Origin of the sequence: Reyranella sp., from assembly GCF_004296935.1 — a bacterium.
In the GTDB taxonomy this organism is placed as follows: Bacteria; Pseudomonadota; Alphaproteobacteria; order Reyranellales; family Reyranellaceae; genus Reyranella.
In genome coordinates this window covers 13,668-35,405 of record NZ_SCVH01000147.1, presented here as the reverse complement: position 1 = coordinate 35,405, position 21,738 = coordinate 13,668, and the positions used below count along the sequence as shown (strand labels likewise).

The window sequence follows — 21,738 nt, the reverse complement described above, 5'->3', positions numbered from 1 at the left end:
TTTCTTGATATGAGTGTCACCGCGCCCTCTTCCGACCCACCGCCGCCGGGTACCAAGCCCGAGCCGCCGGCCGTGCGCATCGTCGAGCCGGCGCCCACGGTGTCGCCGGAAGCTCCCGCGGCCGAACCGGCGCCGTCGCCTGTACCTGCGTCGGCTCCGGCTGCAGCGGAGACACCCCGGCCGGAGCGCGAGACCAGCCGGCTCAGGCGCCTGCTCACCGTCGGGGGCACGTTGCTCGGCCTGTTCGTGGTCTACCAGATCCTGGTCTATTTCGTGGCCTACACCGACGACGCCTATGTGCGGTCGGACCTCGTGGCCGTTGCCTCGGAGGTGACGGGCCCGATCCTGCAGGTGCACGTCGTCGACAACCAGGACATCAAGAAGGGCGACCCGCTCTTCACTATCGATCCCCAGCCCTTCCAGCTCATCGTCAACCAGCGCCAGGCCCAGATCGAAGAGCAGCGGGCGCTCCTGAAGGTGTCACAGGAGGAGCTCTCCTCGTCGCAGGCGGCGCTGGCGGCGTCGACCTCGGCCCACACCTATGCGCAGCAGCAGCAGCATCGCTATGCCGACCTGGCGAAGAGCGAGTACGCGCCGCGCGCCGAACTCGACAAGGCCAACGACGATCTGCGCCGCACGGCGGCCGAGATGCGGATCTCCGAGTTCGCGATCGAGAAGGCGCGGAACGGCATCGTGGCGCACCAGGCCGCGCTCAACCTGGCGATGGCCGAGATGGCGACGGCGCAATGGGCGCTCGGCAAGACGCAGGTCCTGTCGCCGACCGACGGATCGATCACCAACCTCACGGTGCGCAAGGGCGACACGGCCAACGCCAACGTGCCGATCATCGGCATCGTCGATGCCCACGCCTGGCGCATCATGGCCAACTACAAGCAGGACTACATCCGCTCCTTCACCATCGGCGGCGAGGCCTGGGTGTGGCTCGACAGCCAGCCGTTCCATCTCCACCGCGCGCGCATCGACGGCATTGCCCGCGGCTTCAGCCGCGAAGTGGGGCAGGAGAAGCTGCTGCCCTACGTGGCGCCGACCACCGACTGGATCCGCCTGCAGCGGCGCATTCCCGTGACCATCACGCTGGTCGATCCGCCGCCCGGCCTCAAGCTCTACATGGGCGCCGATGCCCGGACGATCATCTTCCCATGAAGGAGTCGATCGTCCGCTCGGTGATCGAGGATTTCGCCGAGGCCGGACGCATGGTCGACGGCGCACTCCGGGGCTGGTGGAAGGAACTGGGCGAACTGGGGACCGATCCGGCGCGGACGCGGCTCTGCCTGGTCGCGGCCATCACGGTACCGCTCGCCACCACGATGGCGCTGTGGCTCGAGGTCGAGTCGGTGTGGTGGGCGGCGATCAGCGGCTACATGACGATCATGGCGTCGGGGGCAGCCTCGATCCGCAAGGGCCTGTTGCGTCTCGCCGGAACGATCGGCGGTGCGGCGGTGGGATTCATCGTGGCGCGATGGCTGCCCTACGATCACTTCGCCCTCAGCCTGTTCCTCGGCGCGGCGACGATGCTGGGCGTGGTCGCCATGCAGGTAAGCCCGCACGGGCTCGCCTGGCTTTTCGCCACCATCACCTCGATCCTGGTGTTGTTGGAGGGGCTGAACGATCCCCTCAAGGTTCCCTACATCGCCTTCTATCGCATCTTCGAAGTCGGCATCGGCGTCACGGCTTCGGCCATTGTCGCCAACCTCCTCATGCACTGGCATGCCGATCCGCCGCCGACGTCGCCGGGATGGCGCCATCTGCTCGGCCCGCAGTGGCCGGCGATGCTGCACGGCATGCGCGCCGCGATCGCCGTCATCGTCATGATGCAGGTCTGGATCTGGATGGACCTTCCCCAGGTCACCGAGATGGCCATCAGCATCGCCGTTGTGATGTCGGCGCCGGTGATCGGTGACGGCTCGCTCGGCACAAGGCATGCCGTTGCCGAACGGTCGCTGCACCGCATTCTCGGCTGCTTCCTGGGCGGCATCGCGGCTCTCGGCTGCCTGGCGCTGCAGGTCGAGTCGTTCATCTGGTGGCTCGCCCTGATCGCGGGCAGCGTGTGGGTGGGCATGCACATCCAGAACGGCCGCCACGGAGTCGGCTATCTCGGTACCCAGGCCGCCTTCGTCTTCATCGTCACGCTGATCCAGGGGCCGGCGCCGCCCTCCAGCATCATGCCGGGCATCGACCGCTTCGTCGGCATCAGCGGCGGCATGGCGATCCTGCTGATCATTTCGCTCATGATGTGGCCCAACGAGGCCGAGCGGAAGGCGGAACAGACGTCTTGAGACGCGGGGCGTCGTCGATGCCATCGGTATCCATGTCGGTATCCATGCAAATCGCGCGGAGGCATCGCCCTGCAGCGCGCTTGTCCGGCGCGGAAGGGACGCTAGGTTCCGCGCCATGACCGCAAATGCGCCGGCATCGGCGCCGCCTCAGACCGACCGCGTGCTGCGCGCCATTCTGGCCATCGTCTTCTCGGTGTCGTGCTTCTCGGTGCTCAACGCGATCTCCAAGACGCTGATGCAGACCTATCCCGCGGCCGAGGTCGTGTGGGCCCGCTATGTCGTGGCCTTCGGCTTCATGCTGGTGCTGTTCCTGCCGAGGAGCGGCCTCAATCTCTTCCGCTGGCGCAACGTCGGCAGCCAGATCATCCGAGGCTCGCTGCTGTTCTGCTCGTCGTTCCTCTACTTCCACGGGCTGGTCCACATGCCGCTGGCCTCGGCGGCGTCGATCTCGCTGTGCTCGCCGCTGATCGTGACGGCGCTGTCGGCGCGCTTCCTCGACGAACCGGTGGGGGCCAAGCGCTGGATCGCCGTCTGCATCGGCTTCGCCGGCGCACTGATCGTGGTGCGGCCGGGGGCCGCCAACTTCAACTGGTACGCGCTCCTGATCGTGGCCAGCACCGTCAGCAGCGCACTCTACCAGCTCTATTCGCGGCGCTACGGCCAGACCGAGCGGCCCGACGCCTCGGCAACCATGGCCACCATCGTCGGCACTGTGGCGGCGGTGCCTTTCCTGCCCTTCGCCTGGGTGACGCCTGCGATCGGCTGGGACCTGGTGCTGTTCCTGGGGTTGGGCGCCATGGCCGCCATCGGCCACTATTTCCTCACCATCGCCTACAGCCAGGCGCCCGCCGCCGTGGTGGCGCCGTTCAATTACACCCAGCTCCTGGGGGCGGCGCTCCTGGGCTATCTGATCTTCGACAATTTCCCCGATTTCTGGACCTGGGTCGGCGCCGCCGTCATCGTCTGCTCCGGCCTCTACCTCGGCCACCAGGAGCGGCTCAGGTATCTGGCGATGGTCAGGCCGAACAAGAATTGATCATCTGACCAAGTTTTAGGCGCGACGCCCTCGGCCCTACCTCCTTTTCGACGAGCAAGTAGACCTCATGCTGAGGAGGCCAGGTAGTGGCCGTCTCGAAGCATGGGCAGCAGCATGACTGGTTCCCACCCTTCGAGACGGCGCTACGCGCCTCCTCAGGGTGAGGTGGCGCCTTGTGCCCTGCCGTTCCGTCAGGTGGCACACCCCTTGCTTCAAATCTGACAGCGCAGAATCGCACCTTGCGATTCTTTCTCGGTTGGCGTGCCGGCAATTTCGATGACGGCTGTCGTTCGCGACGGCTGTCGAGGAGTCGTCTGGGCCAGACACCGACAAGGCCGAAACCCCACCGCCATCAATCTGCTGCACCCCTGTGCTGATCGAGGAGGACACGTCATGTGTGACCGAATTGGCTGTATGCATATTTTTCCCAAGCTTTCCGAGATGGATTTCTCGGGCGCCGCCGCCGTGCCGTCGCGGCGCGGCTTCCTGAAGGGCGCCGCCGCCGCCGGCGCCATCACCATGGCGGCCGGGCCCGGCATGTTCATGGGCGGACCGGCACACGCAGCCGCCGGCCTCAAGTCGACGCACGGCTCGGGCTTCTGCAACCTCAACCTCTTCCTCGCCCATTCGCGGCAATACTCCAAGGCCGCCGGCACCGAGCTGATCTTCATCAACACGCCGACCTCGGCCGAGATGGTGACCTTCCTCGGCATGGGCCAGGTCGACATCGGTCTGATGCCCTACACCAGCTTCATGGCGCTCCACGACAAGGGCGCGCCGGTCAAGATCGTGGCCGGAGGCGGCGTCGAAGGCTGCGCCATCGTCGCGCGTCCCGGTCTCGATACGCCGGAGAAGCTCAAGGGCAAGACGCTCGGCACCTTCCAGATGGATACGCTGGAAGTCATGCCCTACGACTACCTGAAGAAGAACAAGATCTCCTTCAAGGACGTAAAAGTCCGCTACATGGGCAATACGCCCGAGGCCGTAGAAGCCTTCAAGGCGGGCGCCATCGACTGGATCTGCACCATCGAGCCCTATGCCTCGGCGCTGGTGGCCGACGTCAAGGGCGCGGTCATGCTGACCAACGGCATCGATCTCTACGGCAAGGGCTACACCGACTGCGTGCTGGCCGCGCGGTCGAGCCTGATCAAGGACAATCCGGCCGGGCTGAAGGCGATCATCAAGGGCATGATGCAGGCCCAGCTCGATGCCGAGACCCAGACCGAGGCAGTGCTCAAGGAGCTGGTCGGCAAGTACTACAAGACCTCGATGGAGAACGCCAAGATCGCCCAGGGCAAGCAGCCGGCGGTGGTCGATGCGCGGAGCCAGACCGACTTCATCCTGCAGCGCACCGACAGCGTCATGGAGATGGGCTACATCAAGAAGAAGCCCGGCCGCGATGCCATCGACTGGACCATGCTCGAGGCGGTGATCAAGGAAAATCCCGACCTCTACGGCAAGCTGAAGTACAAGTCGGCCTGATGGCCGTCGTCACACGCGACGGCGAAACGGGCGCCGCCGCCGGAGCATCCCGCCCGGCGGCGGCAACCCGCCAACTCGCCCCCCGTCTGCTCGCATCGATGGCAGGGCTCGACTGGCTGGCCAAGGTCTGGTGGACCTGCCTGTCGATCAGCCTGTTCGCGGGCATGTGGGAGTTGTGCTGGGCGATGGGCTGGGCGGACGAGAAGCTGCTGCCGCCGCCGCACATCTTCCTCGACAATATCGGAGAGCAGGGCAAGTACTTCAACACCGCCACGCGCTGGCAGGTTGGCCAGTCCATGGGCGAAGGTCCGTCGGCCTTCGAATCGGTGCTGATCACCGGCGCCGCCACCACGATGCGCGTGTTCGTGGGCCTCGTGCTGGCCTCGGTGCTGGCGATCGCGGTCGGCGTGCTGGTCCGCTACTACCGCTTCTTCGACCGGCTGGTGCTGCCCACCATCACCCTGCTGTCGCCGGTGTCGCCGATTGCCTGGCTGCCGGTGGCGATCTTCCTGTTCGGCATCGGCAATGCGCCGGCCATCTTCATGGTGGTGGTGGCGCTGTTCTTCCATATGGTGCTGGCGACCATCAACCAGATCGACACCGTCAACACCAACCTGATCAATGTGGCGCGCACCATGGGCGCCTCCAAGCCGCAGATCTACGCCCGCGTCATCGTTCCCGCCATCCTGCCCGGCATGCTCCAGGTGCTGCGCATGAACCTATTCGGCGCCTGGATGGTGGTGCTGGTGGCCGAATCGACCGGCGTCGGCTACGGCATGGGCCAAGTCATCATGCTGGCGCGCAACACCTTCAATCCGTCGCTGGTGTTCTTCACCATCGCCGTGATCGGCGTGCTCGGCTTCACCTTCGACTGGCTGCTGCGCCTCGCGCAGCGCCGCATCCTCTATTGGCTGCCAGATACCGCGGAGAGATTGCGTGTCCTCTGAGAACGCCCCTCATTTTTCCTCCAGGGACGCGGTCGTCTGCCGCGGCGTCGGCAAGACCTGGGCGGCCGGCACCAAGCGGGCGCACGAGGCGTTGCGCGACATCGACCTCGACATCAAGCCCGGCGAGTTCGTGGTCTTCCTCGGCCCCTCGGGCTGCGGCAAGAGCACCTTGCTCTACCTGATCGCCGGCCTCGAGGATGCGACCGCGGGCCAGATCTGGTCGTTCAGCGACAAGGTCGAGACGCCGTCGCCCGAGCGCAGCCTGATCTTCCAGGAGACGTCGCTCTTTCCCTGGCTCACGGTATGGCAGAACGTGAGTTTTGGCCTCGCCATCCGCGGCGCCTCGCAGGAGGAACGCCGGGCCGTCGCCGCCGAAGCGCTGCAGCGGGTCGGCCTGATCGCCGCCATGGACAAGCGGCCGGACGAGCTGTCGGGCGGCATGCGCCAGAGGGTGGCGGTCGCCCGCGCGCTCGCCATGCGGCCCAAGGTCCTGCTGATGGACGAGCCCTTCGCGGCGCTCGACGTGCAGACCCGCGCTCGCATGCAGGATTTCCTGCTCGACGTATGGCGCGATTCTGGCGCCTCGGTGCTGTTCGTCACCCATCATATCGACGAGGCGGTGGCGCTGGCCGACCGCGTGGTGGTGTTCACGTCGCGCCCGGGCCGCATCAAGACGATCTATCCCATCGACCTGCCCCGGCCGCGCAATCTCTTCTCGCGCGAGGCCGAGACCATGCGCATCCAGCTCACCGAGCTGCTGCGCGACGAGGTCGACCGCGCCTTCGCCGAGCAGGAAGCCTTCGCCGTCCCGGCCTGAACCGCTATCAAGAAATCCTACAGGAGAAGCCGCACATGGCCACCAGTCTCGTCCGCAGCCGCGCCGCCATCACCGGCACCAGGGACCGCTTCACCTGGAACGAGGTCAAGGACGGCGCCGTCCTGCAGGAGGACGGCGTCATTGTGGCGGTCGGCACCTACGATGACCTGCACGCCAAGCACCCGACGGTGCCGGTGGTGGGGACGGGCAAGGAGATCCTGCTGCCGGGATTCGTCAACGGCCACCACCATGTCGGCCTGACGCCGGTGCAGCTCGGTTCGCCCGATATGCCGCTGGAACTCTGGTTCATCACCCGCATGGTGATCCGCAATCTCGATCTCTATCTCGACACGCTCTACTCGGCCTTCGAGATGATCTCCTCCGGCATCACCACGGTGCAGCATATCCAGGGCTGGATGCCGGGAACGCTGCCGGACGTCGAGAAGCGGGCGACCGAGACCATCCGCGCCTACGAGGACATCGGCATGCGCGTGTCCTACTGCTACGCCGTGCGCGACCAGAACCGGCTGGTCTACCAGGCCGACGAGGAGTTCCTGGCCAGCCTCCCGGCCGAGCTCAAGGGGCCGATGCAGCGCTGGTTCGACCGCTTCAAGATGGGCCTCGACGACGCGATGGACATGTTCAAGTCGTTCCATTCGCAGCATCACAACAAGCGACGGGTAAAGATCCAGCTGGCGCCGGCCAACCTGCACTGGTGCTCGGATCCGGCGTTGACGAAGCTCTCCGATGCTTCGGCCAAGTACGACGCGCCGATGCACATGCACCTGCTCGAGACCGCCTACCAGAAGGAATACGCCTGGCGGCGCGGCAAGTGCACGGCGCTGGAATACATCGACCGCTTCGGCATGGTGAACAAGCGCCTGACCTTGGGCCACGGCGTGTGGCTGAACGAGAAGGACATCGATCGCCTGGCCGAGGCGGGCGGCTGCGTCTGTCACAACTGCTCGTCCAACTTCCGCCTGCGCTCCGGTGTCGCCGCGCTCAATCACTTCGAGAAGAAGGGCATCAACACCGCGATCGGCCTCGACGAGGCCGGCATCAACGACGACCGCGACATGCTGCAGGAGCTGAAGCTGGTGCTGCGCGCCCATCGCGTGCCCGGCATGGTCGAAGCCGACGTGCCGACCATGTCCCAGGTCTTGCGCATGGCGACGGTCGGTGGGGCCAGGACGACGCCCTACGGCGACTCGATCGGCACGCTCGAAGTCGGCAAGGGCGCCGACATGGTGCTGATCGAATGGGACAGCGTGGCCTATCCCTATCTCGACGAGATGACGCCGACGCTCGATGCCGTGGTCCAGCGCGCCAAGCAGCAGGCCGTCACCACGACGATCTGCGACGGCGAGGTGATCTACAAGGACGGCAAGTTCACCAAGGTCGATCGCACCGCGGCGCTAAAAGCGCTGCACGACGACCTCACCAAGGCGCTGGCCGACGACGAGGTCGAGCGGCGCAAGCTCTCGGTGGCGCTGCTGCCGCACGCGCGGAAGTTCTACCGGAACTACATGGACCCTTCGAAGCACCAGCCGTTCTATCGGCCGAGTTCGATGGTCTAGAGCGTCAGTCTCGCAATATAGAAGCCGTCGAGGCCGCCGCGCTCGGGCCACATCGAGGGCAGCGTGCGGACGTCGCCATCCTTGGTGAGGGCATCTTCCAGGCCGGGCAACTCGGCCGGCTGGACGGGGACTCGGCGCAGACGCTGATCGCGCGCGAGAAGGGCTTCGATCCGCGCCGGGCCTTCGTCCTCCTGCAGCGAGCAGACGGCATAGACCAGCGTGCCACCGGGCTTGAGTTGCTCGACGGCGTGCAGCAGCAGGCGGTCCTGCGTGAGGGTGAGGCGGCCTACGTCCTCCTCGTCCTTCAGCCAGGCGATGTCGGGATGGCGGCGCAAGGTGCCGGTGCCGGAGCAGGGGGCGTCGAGCAGGATGGCGTCGAAGGGCTCCGATGCGGTCCACTTGCTGGCGTCGGCGGTCACGAGCTCGGCCGCGAGTCCGGCCCGCGCCAGATTCTCGCCAACCCGGGCCATGCGCCGGGCCGAGATGTCGACCGCGGTGACGGCAGCACCGGCGGCGCAGAGCTGCATGAGCTTGCCGCCGGGGGCGGTGCAGAGATCGGCCACGCGCTTGCCGGCGACCTCGCCCAGCAGGCGCACGGGGAGCGTGGCGGCGGCATCCTGCACCCACCACGCACCTTCTGCGAAGCCCGGCAGCTCGGCGATATGGCCGCCGCCGGTCCGCCGCAACGTGCCGGTCGGCAATACCTCGGCCTCGAGCTGGCCCGCCCAGAAATCGGTGTTGCTGCGCGGCGTCAGGTCGAGCGGTGCTTCGATCAGATGGGCTGCGGCAATGGCGCGCGTCGTCGCCTCGCCAAAGGCCTCGGCCCAGCTCGCCCACAGCCATTGCGGCGTGTTGAGGCGGGCGGGATCCCGGTCGCCCAGGATCGCGGCACCCTCGCGGCTGATGCGGCGCAGCACGGCGTTGGCGAGACCTTTCAGATGCGGCAGGTGGGCATCCTCGATCAGCCGCACCGAGGTGTCGACGGCGGCATGGGGCGCGGTGCCGAGGAGCAGGAGCTGGGCGGTGCCCAGCCGCAGCACCTGGCGGCCGGTGGCGTTTGGGCCTTCCAAGGGACGCTCAACCAGGGCCGCCAGCACGACGTCGATCTCGCCCAGGCGGCGGAGCGTCGTGGCCAGCAGCAGGCGGACGAAGGCACGGTCGCGCGGGTCGAGGCCGGCGAAGCCGGCATGGCGCGCGAGGGCCTCGTCGAGCGGCTGGCCCTTGTCGAGACAGGAGACCAGGATTTCGACGGCAGCCTGCCGGGAGGCGAGCGGGGTGTACTCCATTGCGCGGCGCTATAGCCCCCGGCGCGGCCCTTGTCATCGCTTGTTCGGTGGCTAGTGTGCGGCGCGAAAGGATTTCCCAATGAAAAAAGTAGGCTCGTTCGTCGGCGACTGGTGGCGCCTGGTCAGCCCTTACTTCCGCTCGGAGGAGTGGCCCTATGCCATTCCGCTGCTGATCGGGGCGATCGCGCTGACCCTCGGATCTGTGGGCCTCGAAGTCCTGTTCAACGATTGGAGCCGCCGCTTCTACGATGCGCTCGAAAAGAAGGACGAGGCGGCCTTCTGGCGCGAGATCATGACCTTCTCATGGCTCGCCGCGCTGTTCATCGCCGCCGCCGTGACGCGCTACATCGTCAGCCCCTATCTGCGCCTGCGCTGGCGGCGCTGGCTGACGGGCCGCTACCTGGCGCACTGGCTCGACAGCCGTGGCTACTATCGCATCGAGCTGGAGCGCACCATCGACAACGCCGACCAGCGCATCGCCGAGGACCTGCGCCAGCTCGGCGAATACACCATGCAGCTGCTCCTGGGATTCATCAGCGCCGTGGCGACGCTGATCTCGTTCCTGTTCATCCTGTGGCAGCTGTCGGGCCCGTTGTCGCTCAAGTTCATCGGCATCGATGTCGAAATACCGGGCTACATGGCGATTGCCGCCCTGCTGTACGCCATCGTCGGCACGTTCCTGGCCAACGTGGTGGGACGCCGGCTGATCTCGCTCAATTTCATGAAGCAGCGCTACGAGGCCAATTTCCGCTTCGGCCTGGTGCGCGTGCGCGAGAATTCCGAGGGCATCGCCTTGTACGGCGGCGAGCAGCGCGAGATGGACATGCTCAACCTGCGTTTCGCCGACGTCTTTCGCAACGGCTGGCGCGTGCTGTTCACCGAGGCGCAGCTCACGCTCTACCAGGCGGGCTATGCCCAGATGGCGATCATCTTTCCCTACCTGGTGACGGCGCCGCGCTTCTTCGCCGGCGCGATCACGCTGGGCGTCATGATGCAGACCGCCTCGGCGTTCGGGCAGGTCTATACCGCGCTGTCGTTCTTCGTGAACAACTACACCGCGGTGGCCGAGCTGCGCGCGGTGATGGATCGCCTGCAGGGCTTGCAGGAGGCGTCCGACAAGAAGCCGGCGACCGCCATTGCCGTCGAGCCGCAGCCGGGTGGGCGCGACATCGCGGTCGAGGCGATGACGCTGGCGCTGCCCCACGGGCAGACGCTGCTGGCCGACACGACGCTGGTGTTGTCGCGCGGCACGTCGACCCTGATCTCGGGAACGAGCGGCTCGGGCAAGAGCACGCTGTTCCGCGCGCTGGCTGGCATCTGGCCGTTCGGCAGCGGTCGCGTGCACGTGCCCGCCGGCGCCCGCGTGCTGTTCCTGCCGCAGAAGCCCTACATCCCGATCGGCACGCTCCGCGATGCGGTGAAGTATCCCGACGAGCATTCCGCGGCGAGCGACGGCGAGATCGTGGCGGCCCTGGAGACGGCGCGGCTCGGCCATCTCGCCGGCCGGCTCGACGAGGACACGCACTGGACCAACATACTCTCGGGCGGCGAGCAGCAGCGCCTCGCGATCGCGCGTGCGCTGGTGTTCAAGCCCGACTGGCTGTTCCTCGACGAGGCCACGGCCTCGCTCGACGAGGTCAACGAGGCGGCGGTCTACGACGCACTGAAGCGGCAGCTGCCCGGCACGACCCTGGTGTCGATCGGCCACCGGCCGTCGCTGCGCCAGTGGCACGACCGGCGCCTCGAACTGCAGCGCACGCCGGGCGAGGCCGGACGGCTGGTCGAGGGGGCGGCGCCGGCCTAGGGTGGAACCATGAGTGGGGTGCTGATCGTCGCCGGCGTGGCCGATGCGGATTTCGCCGAGGAGGTGCGCAAAACGACGCGCGGCCTCGACATCGAGATCGCGCGCGCGCTGCCGGCCGGGGAGCAGCGCACCGTGCTGCTGGTCTGGAGCGCCGCCCAGCCCGCGACCGTCGCGGACGTGCCGACGCTGATCGAGCTCTGGTCCCAGGGCCGCCTGGTCATCTCCCGCCGCGACGACACGCCCCTGCCGCTGGGACTGGGCGATCTGGAAACCGTGCCGGCCGGCGCGCCGGCGCGCGAGACGGCGTTCAAGCTCCTGCACGCGACGCTGGCGCCGGGCGATGCCGCCGAGGCGTCCGGGTCACCGCCGGCACCTCCGCTCGAAGCGCCCACTCCCGAGCCCGTGGCGGTGGTGCGTCCAAAACGACGCTGGCCGATCGTGGCGGCGGTGGCCGTGCTGCTGCTGGTCGTGGCGGGCGGTCTCGCGTCCTGGATGCAGCTTGCCGCGCCGCTTCCGATGGCGAAATCCGCCGGCCCTGAAGAGGCGGCGCTGCGCCGTATCGAAGCTGAGACGCGCATGCGGGAGGCCCTCAGCCAGCGAGAGCAGCGGTCTGGCGAGGAGCGCGATAGCCGCCTTGTCGCGGAGCGTGCCGCACGCGAACAGCCGCGGCCAACGGCGGCACCACCACCACCACCACCGCCCTTGTCGTCGGCCCAGCCGACCGATGATGCCCGCATCGCCGATCTCGAACGCCAGATCGCCGCCCTGTCGCGCGAGCGGGCCGCCGGGACCTCGGAGGGGCTTTCCTGGGTGGTGTGGGCAGCCGGCGCTGGCGGCGCTGCGGTGACGGCGATCCTGCTTCTGCTGTTCCAGCGACAGCGGCGCCCGTCGGTCGTCGGGATTGCCAGCATGCCGGCCGCCAAGCCCGTCCCTGCGGCGGCATTGCCGCCCGACGCGGCCGGCGAATCGCTGTTCGTCTCCTACGCCCATCACGATCGCCTGCTGGTCGATCCGCTGGTGCATGAGATCGAGGGCCTGGGGCGCGCGGTGTGGATCGACCGCACCGGCATGACCGGCGGTCCGGGCTGGGCGGGGCAGATCGCGCGCGCGATCAAGGGCAGCCGCGCGGTGGTGCTGATGGCGTCGCCCAGCGCCTATGCCTCCGATCAGGTGGTGCGCGAACTCTACCTCGCCATGGGCAGCAAGAAGATCATCGTACCGATCGAGCTCGAGCCCGCCGATCTGCCGGACGAACTGGCCTACATCCTGGCGCCGTTCCAGCGCCACGCACTGGCGGGCGATCCGCGGACGATGCTGATGCGCGCGCTCGAGAAGGTCTGAACGCGGCCGCCGCTCAGACGTCGTAGCCGGCGTGCCGGGTGACGGTGAGACCCGGCAGCTTCTCGAGTTCGCGCGCGGCATCGGCGATGGCGCGCGAGCGAAAGGCGCTGCGCACCGACCACGGGCCGACCTCGAGGGCGGCGAAGCCGCCGCCTTTCGCCGGCTCGATCTCCATTACCTGCACGGCCGAGCTGGTGGGCCCGCCCAGCACGATGCTGTCGCTGGCTGTCGACAGGTGCCAGCGCGTGCCGGCGGCGTCGCTCCATAGCGCAAAGCCGGTAGGCCCGAGACGCGCGGCGATCGACGGCGGCGTCTCGAGGATCTCCGGATGGTGCAGGCAGCGCGGTTCGAGTAGGGGATTGATCTCGTAGGCGACGGAGAAAGTGTGCACGGTGGCAGCTGACTCGGCGGCACGCGCCAGATCGGCGTTGGCCGCGCGCCAGGCGCGGAGGAAGGGCGCCGACGCGGCATCGATGTCGGCCCACGAGAGATAGAGCTTGCCCAACCCGTCGCCGTGGTCGGACGGCCGCGGCGCGCCGTAGAGCGAGAGGGCGATGGCGACGTCACCCCGCGACCATTGGGCGTGGAGAACGACCGAGTCCGAATTTCCGGCGTTCCCTTCCTCGCGATCGACCCCGATCGGGGCGCCCAGCCGGATGACGAGCTGGGCGAAGATTTTCTTGGCCGTCGCGCCTGTGGCCGCCAGTTCATAGGCGAGGCCCATGACCGGCCGGTCGGGCCGGGGCGCGGTGATCTCGGCATGGACGGTGGCGAAGCCGTAGGCGGAGGGGCAGGGGAGTCGGGTGCTGGCGTAGCCGTCGTCGACGGCGCCGGGCGCGACGGTCTCGAACAGGGTGCCCCAGGGATGGAAGGCGTCACCGATGCGAAAGCCCTGCGCGGTGTCGTCCACGGCGGCAGCCTATTGCGGCGTCCCGGCCGGCCGCCAGAAATGCAGGACCAACCAGCCGCCGAGGATGAACCCGATGATGCCGCCCAGCGGCAGGCCGACGGTGACACCGCCCATGGCGGCCGAGCCTTCGAAGGCGCCCCAGATGGCGGTGAAGACAATGGCGAGGATCATCGCCAGCAGGCCGGCCCCGATCAGCGCGCCGACGGCGGCGGCCAGCAGGGCAATGACGTAGCGAAGGATCAGCGCAGGCTCGCGTTGATGCGGTCGAGCGCCGCCCCGCCGGGGCAGAGCTCGGCATCGCCCAGCGTGTTGAGCGGGACGTCGACGGTGTTCAGGTGGTGGTGCAGGTCCTTCGGGCTGGCATTGACGTAGAGCAGGCCGGTCACGACCTCGCCCTCCTGCATGCCTTCCTGGACGCGCTTCATGGCCGCCACCTTGTCGGACGGATCGTACTCCTCGCCGAGCTTGCGCAGACGGAGCAGCGAACCGTCGTGCTGCTGCACCGTGGTGACGCTGCCGGGGTCGTAGGAGGTCGTGATCTCGTCGCGGCTCTCGATGAAGTCGATGCGGTTCAGCGCCTCGTTGTGCTCGCGCACGTAGTCGTAGCTCTTGGTCGAGCCGGGATGGTTGTTGAAGGCCACGCAGGGGCTGATGACGTCGAGGAAGGCCGCACCCTTGTGGTCCATCGCCGCCTTGATCAGCGGCACCAGCTGGTGCTTGTCGCCCGAGAACGAGCGGCCGACGAAGGTGGCGCCCATCAGGATGGCGAGCGAGACCAGGTCGATCGATTCGTCGGAGTTGGCCACGCCCTTCTTGCTGATCGAACCCTTGTCGGCGGTGGCCGAGAACTGGCCCTTGGTGAGGCCATAGACGCCGTTGTTCATGACGATGTAGGTCATGTTGACGCCACGGCGCATGATGTGGGCGAACTGGCCAAGCCCGATCGAGGCCGAATCGCCGTCGCCCGACACGCCCATGTAGACCAGGTTCTTGTTGGCGAGGTTGGCGCCGGTCATCACCGACGGCATGCGGCCGTGCACGGTGTTGAAGCCGTGGCTGGCGCCCAGGAAGTAGGTCGGCGCCTTGGACGAGCAGCCGATGCCCGAGAGCTTGGCGATCTGGTGCGGCAGCACGTCGAGCTCGTAGCTCGCCTGGATGATGGCGGCGCTGATCGAGTCGTGGCCGCAGCCGGCGCAGAGCGTCGAGACCGCGCCTTCGTAGTCGCGCCTGGTGTAGCCGGCCTTGTTCTTGACCAGCGAGGGATGATGCAGCCGGGGCTTGGCGATGTAGGTCATGACGCCGCCTTTTCGAAGGAGACAACCTTGAGCTGGCCGAGCTTCTTCTCGATGTCGGCCGTGATGAAGCGTGCCGTGATCGGCGTGCCGTCGTAGTGCAGCACCGGCACCAGCTTGCGCCCGTCGAGCACGAACTCGCTCATCAGCATGGTGCGGAGCTGGGCATCGCGGTTCTGCTCGACGATGAACACGCGGTCGTGCTCGTGGATGAAATCCTCGACCGATTGCGCGAACGGGAAGGAGCGGACGCGCAGCGCGTTCACATGGTTGCCACCGGCCTCGAGCTGCTCGAGCGATTCGACCATCGAGGGGTGGGTCGAGCCGAAGTAGATGACGCCGAAGCGCGTCGGTTTGGGCGAAGAGTAGCGGATCGGCTGCGGCGCGATCTTGGCGGCGGTGCCGAACTTCTTCTGCAGCCGTTCCATGTTGCGGACGTAGACCGCACCTTCCTCGGAGTAGCGCGCGTATTCGTCCTTGGTGGTGCCGCGGGTGAAATAGGCGCCCTTGGTCGGGTGCGTGCTGGGATAGGTACGGAAGGGGATGCCGTCGCCGTCGACGTCGAGATAGCGGCCGAAGGTCTTGCCGGCGTCGAGGTCGGCCGCCGTCATCACCTTGCCGCGGTCGATGACGCGCTGCTCGTCCCAGTGGAATGGCTGGCAGAGGCGATGATTCATGCCGATGTCGAGGTCGGTCATGACGAACACCGGTGTCTGCAGGCGGTCGGCGAGGTCGAGGGCGTCGGCGGTGAAGTCGAAGCACTCCTTGGGGTCCTCGGGGAACAAGAGGACGTGCTTGGTGTCGCCGTTGGAGGCGTAGGCACAGGAGAGCAGGTCGGACTGCTGCGTGCGCGTCGGCATGCCGGTCGACGGCCCGCCGCGCTGCACGTTCACGATCACCGCCGGAACCTCAGCGAAGGAGGCGAGGCCGATGAACTCGGTCATCAGCGAGATGCCGGGCCCCGACGTCGAGGTGAAGGCGCGCGAGCCGTTCCAGGCGGCGCCGATGACGATGCCGATCGAGGCAAGCTCGTCCTCGGCCTGGACGATGGCGTATTTGGCCTTGCCGCTGTCCTTGTCGTGGCGGAGTTTCTTGCAGTGGGCCTGGAAGGCCTCGGCCAGCGACGACGACGGGGTGATCGGATACCAGGCGCACACGGTGGCGCCGCCATAGACGGCGCCCAGGGCCGCGGCATTGTTGCCTTCGACGAAGATGCGGTCACCGACGTTGTCGGCGCGCCGGACCTTGAGCTTCACCTGTTCCGGATCGACATGCTGCTTGACCCAGTCGCGGCCGAGGTTGAGCGCCTTGACGTTGGAATCGAGCAGCTTCTCCTTGCCCTTGAACTGCTCGCCGAACAACTTCTTGATCTCGTTGTCGTCGATGTCGAGCAGCACCGAGAGTGCGCCGACATAGATGATGTTCTTGAACAGCTGACGCTGGCGGGCGTCGGTGTAGGTGGCGTTGGTGATGGCCGTCAGCGGCACGCCAATGATGTTGATGTCCTCGCGGAACATCGAGGACGGCATCGGCTTGGTGCTGTCGTAGAAGAGATAGCCGCCGGGCTCGATCTCCTTCACGTCCTCGGCCCAGGTCTGCGGGTTCATCGCGACCATCATGTCGACGCCGCCGCGGCGGCCGAGATGGCCCTTCTCGGTGACGCGGACCTCGTACCAGGTCGGCAGGCCCTGGATGTTGGAGGGGAAGATGTTGCGCGGGCTGACGGGCACGCCCATGCGCAGGATCGAACGCGCAAACAGTTCGTTGGCGGAGGCCGATCCGGAGCCGTTGACGTTCGCGAACTTGACGACGAAATCGTTAACGGCGGTTATTGCTTGCGGCATGCGTGCTCCGCTTGGGTCATTTCCATGTAGTACTTGCGCATGTCCCAGGCGCCGGTCGGGCAGCGCTCGGCGCACAGGCCGCAATGCAGGCAGACGTCCTCGTCCTTGACCATGACCCGGCCGGTCTTGAGATCGTTGCCGATGTAGAGGTCCTGCGTCGGATTCATGGCCGGAGCGATGAGCCGTGTGCGCAGATCCTTTTCCTCACCGTTGTCGGTGAAGGTGATGCAGTCCATCGGGCAGATGTCGACGCAGGCGTCGCACTCGATGCAGAGCGTGCCGGTGAACACCGTCTGCACGTCGCAGTTCAGGCAGCGCTGTGCCTCCTTGAAGGCGAGCGCCGGATCGAAGCCCAGCTCGACCTCGGCCATGATGTCCTTCAGCGCCTCCTTCTTGGGGCGGTGCGGGACCTTCAGGCGATGGTCGATGGTGGGCGCGTTGTCGTAGCTCCACTCGTGGATGCCCATCTTCTGACTGGCGATGTTGACGCCGGGCGCGGGCCGTTCCTCGGGGTTCTCGTCGATCAGCATCTTGTGGATGGAGATGGCCGCGTCGTGGCCGTGGGCGGCGGCCCAGATGATGTTCTTGGGGCCGAAGGCGGCGTCGCCGCCGAAGAAGACCTTGGGATGGCTGCTGCCGAAGGTCTTCTCGTTGAGCTTGGGCAGGCCCCACTTGTCGAACTCGATGCCGGCGTCCTTCTCGATCCACGGGAAGGAGTTCTCCTGGCCGATCGCGACCAGGACATCGTCGCATTCGTGATGCTCGTCGGGCTCGCCCGACGGCACCAGCGAGCGGCGGCCCTTGGCGTCGTACTCGGCCTTCGCCTTCTCGAAGGTGACGCCGGTGATCTTGCCGTTCTTGTGCGTGACTTCCTTGGGAACGAGCATGTTCAGGATGGGGATGTCCTCGCCTATCGCGTCTTCCTTTTCCCAGGGCGACGCCTTCATTTCCTCGAAGCCGGAGCGGACGATGACCTTCACGTCGTCGCCGCCGAGGCGGCGGGCTGTGCGGCAGCAGTCCATCGCGGTGTTGCCGCCGCCCAGCACGATGACGCGCTTGCCCACCTTGCTGATGTGGCCGAACGAGACCGACGACAGCCAGTCGAGGCCGATGTGGATGTTGGCGGCGGCTTCCTTGCGGCCGGGCACGTCGAGATCGCGGCCGCGCGGCGCGCCGGAGCCCACGAACACGGCGTCGAAGCCCTCTGCCAGGATGGCCTTCATCGAGTCGACGCGCTTGTGGCGGAACTCGATGTTGCCGATGCCGGTGATGTAGCCCACTTCCTCGTCGATCACCGACTCAGGGAGTCGGAAGTGCGGGATCTGGGTGCGGATGAAACCGCCGAGCTTGGGATCCTGGTCGTAGATCACGATCTCGTAGCCCAGCACCGCGAGGTCGCGCGCCACGGTGAGAGAGGCGGGGCCGCCGCCGATGCAGGCGATGCGCTTGCCGTTCTTTTTCGGCGCCTTCGGCATCTTGGCGTTGATGTCGTCGTCGTCCTTGTAGTCCGCGGCGACGCGCTTCAGCCGGCAGATCGCCACCGGCTCCTTCTTGCCCTTGACCAGGTTCTCGTCCTCGACGCGGCTGCGCCGGCAGGCCGGTTCACAAGGTCTGTCGCAGGTCCGGCCCAGGATCCCCGGGAAGACGTTCGACTTCCAGTTGATCATGTAGGCGTCGGAGTAGCGGCCATGTGCAATCAGCCGGATGTACTCCGGGACTGGCGTATGAGCGGGGCAGGCCCACTGGCAGTCTACGACCTTGTGAAAATAATCGGGGTTCGCGATGTCGGTCGGCTTCAACAGAGACTCCAGAGACTCCAAGCGGCGGCGGAGCAGCCGATCTGGGGTAAATGACGGTTTAGAGTACCGCAAATAGGTCGCGCATTGGGGATATTTGCGATCACGACGTCAAGGCTTCTGTTGGCTAAGTGATTGCAAAGGCCGGGAATCCCACATCGGCGCAAGGGCCTTTCACTCGCCCTGCGACCGGGGGCGGTAGTGGCTGGGGGATGCACCGGCGGCGCGGCGGAACATGGCACTAAAGGCGCTGACGCTGTCGTAGCCGAGATCGAGCGCCACCTCGGTGACCGGCGCGCCGCCGCCCAGGCGGCCCATGGCCTCGAGCACGCGGGCCTGCTGCCGCCAGGCGCCGAAACTGAGGCCGGTCTCGTTCTGGAAATGGCGGGCAAGCGTGCGGGCACTGGCGTTGATGGTACGTGCCCAGGCCCCCAGTGTGCGCTGATCGCCCGGTGTGGCCAGCAGTCTTTCGCACAGACCGCGCAGCCTGAGGTCGCTCGGCATCGGTAGTTGCAACGGCAGGGATTGCAGCCCGCGCAGCTCGGTCAGGATCAGCGCCACGACATGGCCGGCGGGACCGTCTTCGTCGTAGTGCATCGGCAACTCGGTGGCGCGCACGATCAATTCGCGCAGTAGCGGCGACACCGGCAGCACCCGGCAGGCGTCGGGCATGAACCGGGCCGCGTCCTCGCGCAGATAGAGCGTGCGCATGGTGACGTCGCTCGACATGACGATGCCGTGGCGCACATGGGCCGGCATCCACACCGCGCGTTGCGGCGGAACCATCCACATGCCGTCGCTGGTGGCGACCCGCATCGTGCCGGCCGTGGCGTAGATCAGCTGCGCCCGCTCGTGGCTGTGCGGGGCGATCTCGAAGCCGTTGGCAAAGTCCTTGGGCATCGCCGCCACCGCCCGCGGCACGCGCTGATAGTCGGCCGGATCGGTCGACCGTTCGGTGAGCGGCGGAGCCTGCTGTCTCTTTCTCGACATAAGTTGGCAATCTAGCGCAAGACAGCCAGAACCGCCATGCCTACTTTAATATGTCGGAGGAAACGCACGACATGAACCACAGCAGCCCCAGCGCCGTCCTGCTCAACATTGGCCACGCCATGGATCACTGGATCCTGGTGGTGTTCGCCTACAGCTGGGGCGTGATCGCCGGCGTCTGGGGCGTGGAATGGACGGAACTCACGCCTTTCAACTACGGCGCGCTCTTCATGTTCGGCGCCGGCTCGATCGTGAGCGGCCGCCTCGGCGATCTGTGGGGCCGCTGGGTGATGATGGTGATCTTCTTCGCCGGCATGGGCGTCTCGGCGCTGGTGATCGCGCTCTGCAGCAACAAATGGCAGATCGGCGCGGCGCTTACCCTGATGGGCGCCTTCGCCTCGATCTACCATCCGGTCGGCATTCCGATGCTGGTACAGAAGGCCAAGAACCCGGGCTTCACGATCGGCGTCAACGGGCTCGCCGGCAACATGGGCATCGCCATCGCCTCCGGCCTCTCGGTCTACATCGCCCAGCGCTTCGGCTGGCAGATGGCCTTCGTCATTCCCGGCGTGATCTGCCTCGTCTGTGCCGTGGCCTTCGTGATCCTGGTGCCGCGCGAGGAAGAGGCGCCGGCCAAGCGCAAGGCCAAGATGCTCGACCTGCCGCCGTCGGTGATGGCGCGCGTGTTTGCGATCATGACCTTCACCGCCGTCACCGGCAGCATCATCTTCAACTTCACGACCAACGGAAACGGCGAGCTGCTCAGCATCCGCGCCAAGAGCATCGCCCAGGATCCGGTGATGCTGGCTACGATGCTGTTCGTCATCTTCTCGCTGGCCTCGCTGGCGCAGCTCGTCGTCGGCAAGCTGATCGACCGCTATCCGCTGAAGAACATCTACCTGCCGATCGTGCTGCTGCAGGTGCCGCTGTTCCTGATCGCCTCGCAGGCCGAGGGCTGGGCCCTGTTCGCGACGGCTGTCGGCTTCATGCTGCTGGTGTTCGGCGCCATTCCGTTCACCGACGCCATGATCGTGCGCTACATCGACGACCGCATGCGCAGCCGGGTGACCGGCGTGCGGCTGGCCATCGGCTTCGGCGTCAGTTCCTTCGTGGTGGCGCTGATCGGGCCGGCGGTGAAGGATGCCGGCTTCCCGGTGCTGCTGATGGTGCTGGCAGGCGTGGCGTTTTCCTCATTCCTCGCGCTCTCGTTCCTGCCCAGCGAGCAGGACGTGCACAAGGCCGCGCTCAAGCCCGCAGAGTAGAACGTCCCCGGCTGCCGCGCATTGCGCGGCGGGCGGAGGCTTGCGATCCTCCCGCCAGAAACAGGGTAGGGAGGTTGCAATGATCAAGCGACGCGGCATTCTGGCGGCAACCGCTGGCTGGACCATCGTTGGCGCTTCCACCGTCAGGGCGCAGGCCTGGCCCGCCCAGCCGATCAAGATCGTCGTTCCCTACGGCCCAGGCGGCGCCACCGACACGGCGGGTCGTCTGCTCGCCGAGAAGATGACGCCGCTGATCGGCCAGCAGGTCATCGTCGAGAACAAGGGCGGCGGCAACACCATCATCGGCATGGAGCTGGTCGCCAAGTCGAAGCCCGACGGCTACACGCTGCTGCTCGGCACGACGACGCTGGCAACCAACGCCGCGCTCGGCCTGAAGCAGCCCTACGATCCGCTGAAGGACTTCCAGCCGATCTCGACCCTGGCCGACATTCCCGACTTCATCGCCGTCAACAAGGACCTGCCGGTCAAGGACTACAAGAGCTTTGTCGAGTGGTCCGCCAAGCAGCCGCAGAGGGTGCGCTACGCCACGTCGGGCCTCGGCAATCAGCCGCATCTCTGGGCCGAGCTGTTCCGTGCCCGCAACAAGCTCAACCTCGAGAATATCGCTTACAAGAATGCGGCCGACGCGTTGCGCGATGTCATGGGCGGCCACGTGCCGATCGTCATCGACGTCGTCATGCCGGCCGGCGTCCTTGCCACGCAGGGCAAGCTCACTGGCCTCGTCGTGTCGTCCGAGAAGCGCTCGCCGGTCTGTCCCGACGTGCCGACGGTGGTCGAGCTGGGCATGCCCGACATGGTGAGCGCGGTGTTCTTCGGCGTGGTCGGCCCGGCCGGCATTCCGCGTCCCGTACTCGACAGGCTGAACGGACTCGTACGCCAGATCATCAAGCAGCCTGAGGTCGAGAAGAAGTTCGCCGATCTCGGCTACGTCACCACCGGCTCGACACCCGAGGCCTATCTCGAGAAGCTCAAGTTCGAGACCGAGCGCTGGACCAAGGTGGTGAAGGACAACGGCATCAAGATCGAAGGCTAGGCCGCG

Annotated in this window: 18 protein-coding genes; 11 read left to right on the top strand and 7 right to left on the bottom strand. The window is 66.7% G+C overall.

What is annotated here, in order from left to right:
• The first annotated feature begins 9 nt into the window (after window positions 1-9).
• The 7 genes from EPO55_RS21195 (at window position 10) to EPO55_RS21165 (ending at window position 8,156) form a co-directional block, all read left to right on the top strand.
• Window positions 10-1,164 (top strand): HlyD family secretion protein, encoded by a 1,155-nt coding sequence (locus EPO55_RS21195; protein ID WP_296339256.1) that lies wholly within the window; start codon window positions 10-12, stop codon window positions 1,162-1,164.
• The gene (locus EPO55_RS21190) at window positions 1,161-2,297 is read left to right on the top strand and encodes an FUSC family protein (protein ID WP_296339254.1); all 1,137 of its coding nucleotides are present in this window, start codon (window positions 1,161-1,163) and stop codon (window positions 2,295-2,297) included. The genes EPO55_RS21195 and EPO55_RS21190 overlap by 4 nt, the downstream gene beginning before the upstream one ends.
• Before the next feature lie 115 nt (window positions 2,298-2,412).
• Window positions 2,413-3,333 (top strand): DMT family transporter, encoded by a 921-nt coding sequence (locus EPO55_RS21185; RefSeq protein WP_296339253.1) that lies wholly within the window; start codon window positions 2,413-2,415, stop codon window positions 3,331-3,333.
• A 441-nt stretch (window positions 3,334-3,774) separates the two neighbouring features.
• Window positions 3,775-4,815, top strand: a complete 1,041-nt coding sequence (locus tag EPO55_RS21180; RefSeq protein WP_363719543.1) for an ABC transporter substrate-binding protein — start codon at window positions 3,775-3,777, stop codon at window positions 4,813-4,815.
• Window positions 4,815-5,762, top strand: a complete 948-nt coding sequence (locus tag EPO55_RS21175) for an ABC transporter permease (protein WP_363719531.1) — start codon at window positions 4,815-4,817, stop codon at window positions 5,760-5,762. Before EPO55_RS21180 ends, EPO55_RS21175 begins: the two co-directional genes overlap by 1 nt.
• Entirely contained in the window at window positions 5,752-6,579 is an 828-nt protein-coding gene (locus tag EPO55_RS21170) for an ABC transporter ATP-binding protein (RefSeq protein ID WP_296339251.1), read from the top strand. Before EPO55_RS21175 ends, EPO55_RS21170 begins: the two co-directional genes overlap by 11 nt.
• A gap of 35 nt (window positions 6,580-6,614) precedes the next feature.
• Window positions 6,615-8,156 (top strand): amidohydrolase family protein, encoded by a 1,542-nt coding sequence (locus EPO55_RS21165; RefSeq protein ID WP_296339250.1) that lies wholly within the window; start codon window positions 6,615-6,617, stop codon window positions 8,154-8,156.
• Here EPO55_RS21165 and EPO55_RS21160 read toward each other — a convergent pair.
• Window positions 8,153-9,442 carry a transcription antitermination factor NusB gene (locus EPO55_RS21160; RefSeq protein WP_296339249.1) on the bottom strand — a complete coding sequence of 430 codons (1,290 nt, stop codon included), beginning with the start codon at window positions 9,440-9,442 and terminating at the stop codon, window positions 8,153-8,155. The two genes, EPO55_RS21165 and EPO55_RS21160, sit on opposite strands and share 4 nt — an antisense overlap.
• Before the next feature lie 79 nt (window positions 9,443-9,521).
• Between EPO55_RS21160 and EPO55_RS21155 the strand changes: the two genes are divergently transcribed.
• Both EPO55_RS21155 and EPO55_RS21150 read left to right on the top strand, forming a co-directional pair.
• Window positions 9,522-11,246, top strand: a complete 1,725-nt coding sequence (locus tag EPO55_RS21155; protein WP_296339248.1) for an ABC transporter ATP-binding protein/permease — start codon at window positions 9,522-9,524, stop codon at window positions 11,244-11,246.
• A 9-nt stretch (window positions 11,247-11,255) separates the two neighbouring features.
• The gene (locus EPO55_RS21150; protein WP_296339246.1) at window positions 11,256-12,587 is read left to right on the top strand and encodes a toll/interleukin-1 receptor domain-containing protein; all 1,332 of its coding nucleotides are present in this window, start codon (window positions 11,256-11,258) and stop codon (window positions 12,585-12,587) included.
• A 13-nt stretch (window positions 12,588-12,600) separates the two neighbouring features.
• On the opposite strand, the gene EPO55_RS21145 is transcribed toward EPO55_RS21150, so the two are convergent.
• The 6 genes from EPO55_RS21145 to EPO55_RS21120 all read right to left on the bottom strand — a co-directional run bounded on the left by EPO55_RS21145 (window position 12,601) and on the right by EPO55_RS21120 (window position 19,419).
• Complete coding sequence (locus tag EPO55_RS21145; RefSeq protein WP_296339245.1) at window positions 12,601-13,497, bottom strand: hypothetical protein; 897 nt, start codon at window positions 13,495-13,497, stop codon at window positions 12,601-12,603.
• A gap of 9 nt (window positions 13,498-13,506) precedes the next feature.
• Entirely contained in the window at window positions 13,507-13,668 is a 162-nt protein-coding gene (locus EPO55_RS21140; protein WP_296339244.1) for a hypothetical protein, read from the bottom strand.
• 68 nt (window positions 13,669-13,736) lie between these two features.
• Entirely contained in the window at window positions 13,737-14,792 is a 1,056-nt protein-coding gene (locus tag EPO55_RS21135; RefSeq protein ID WP_296339243.1) for a 2-oxoacid:ferredoxin oxidoreductase subunit beta, read from the bottom strand.
• Entirely contained in the window at window positions 14,789-16,633 is a 1,845-nt protein-coding gene (locus tag EPO55_RS21130) for a 2-oxoacid:acceptor oxidoreductase subunit alpha (RefSeq protein WP_296339242.1), read from the bottom strand. The genes EPO55_RS21135 and EPO55_RS21130 overlap by 4 nt, the downstream gene beginning before the upstream one ends.
• Window positions 16,618-18,432, bottom strand: a complete 1,815-nt coding sequence (locus tag EPO55_RS21125) for an FAD-dependent oxidoreductase (protein ID WP_296339241.1) — start codon at window positions 18,430-18,432, stop codon at window positions 16,618-16,620. The genes EPO55_RS21130 and EPO55_RS21125 overlap by 16 nt, the downstream gene beginning before the upstream one ends.
• Window positions 18,433-18,603: 171 nt before the next feature.
• The gene (locus EPO55_RS21120; protein ID WP_296339240.1) at window positions 18,604-19,419 is read right to left on the bottom strand and encodes a helix-turn-helix transcriptional regulator; all 816 of its coding nucleotides are present in this window, start codon (window positions 19,417-19,419) and stop codon (window positions 18,604-18,606) included.
• 71 nt (window positions 19,420-19,490) lie between these two features.
• Between EPO55_RS21120 and EPO55_RS21115 the strand changes: the two genes are divergently transcribed.
• Together EPO55_RS21115 and EPO55_RS21110 are read left to right on the top strand one after the other, a co-directional pair.
• Window positions 19,491-20,678: an MFS transporter gene (locus tag EPO55_RS21115; RefSeq protein WP_296339239.1), complete on the top strand. Its 1,188-nt coding sequence runs from the start codon at window positions 19,491-19,493 to the stop codon at window positions 20,676-20,678.
• Window positions 20,679-20,757: 79 nt separating this feature from the next.
• Window positions 20,758-21,732 carry a tripartite tricarboxylate transporter substrate binding protein gene (locus EPO55_RS21110; RefSeq protein WP_296339238.1) on the top strand — a complete coding sequence of 325 codons (975 nt, stop codon included), beginning with the start codon at window positions 20,758-20,760 and terminating at the stop codon, window positions 21,730-21,732.
• Window positions 21,733-21,738: the final 6 nt, after the last annotated feature.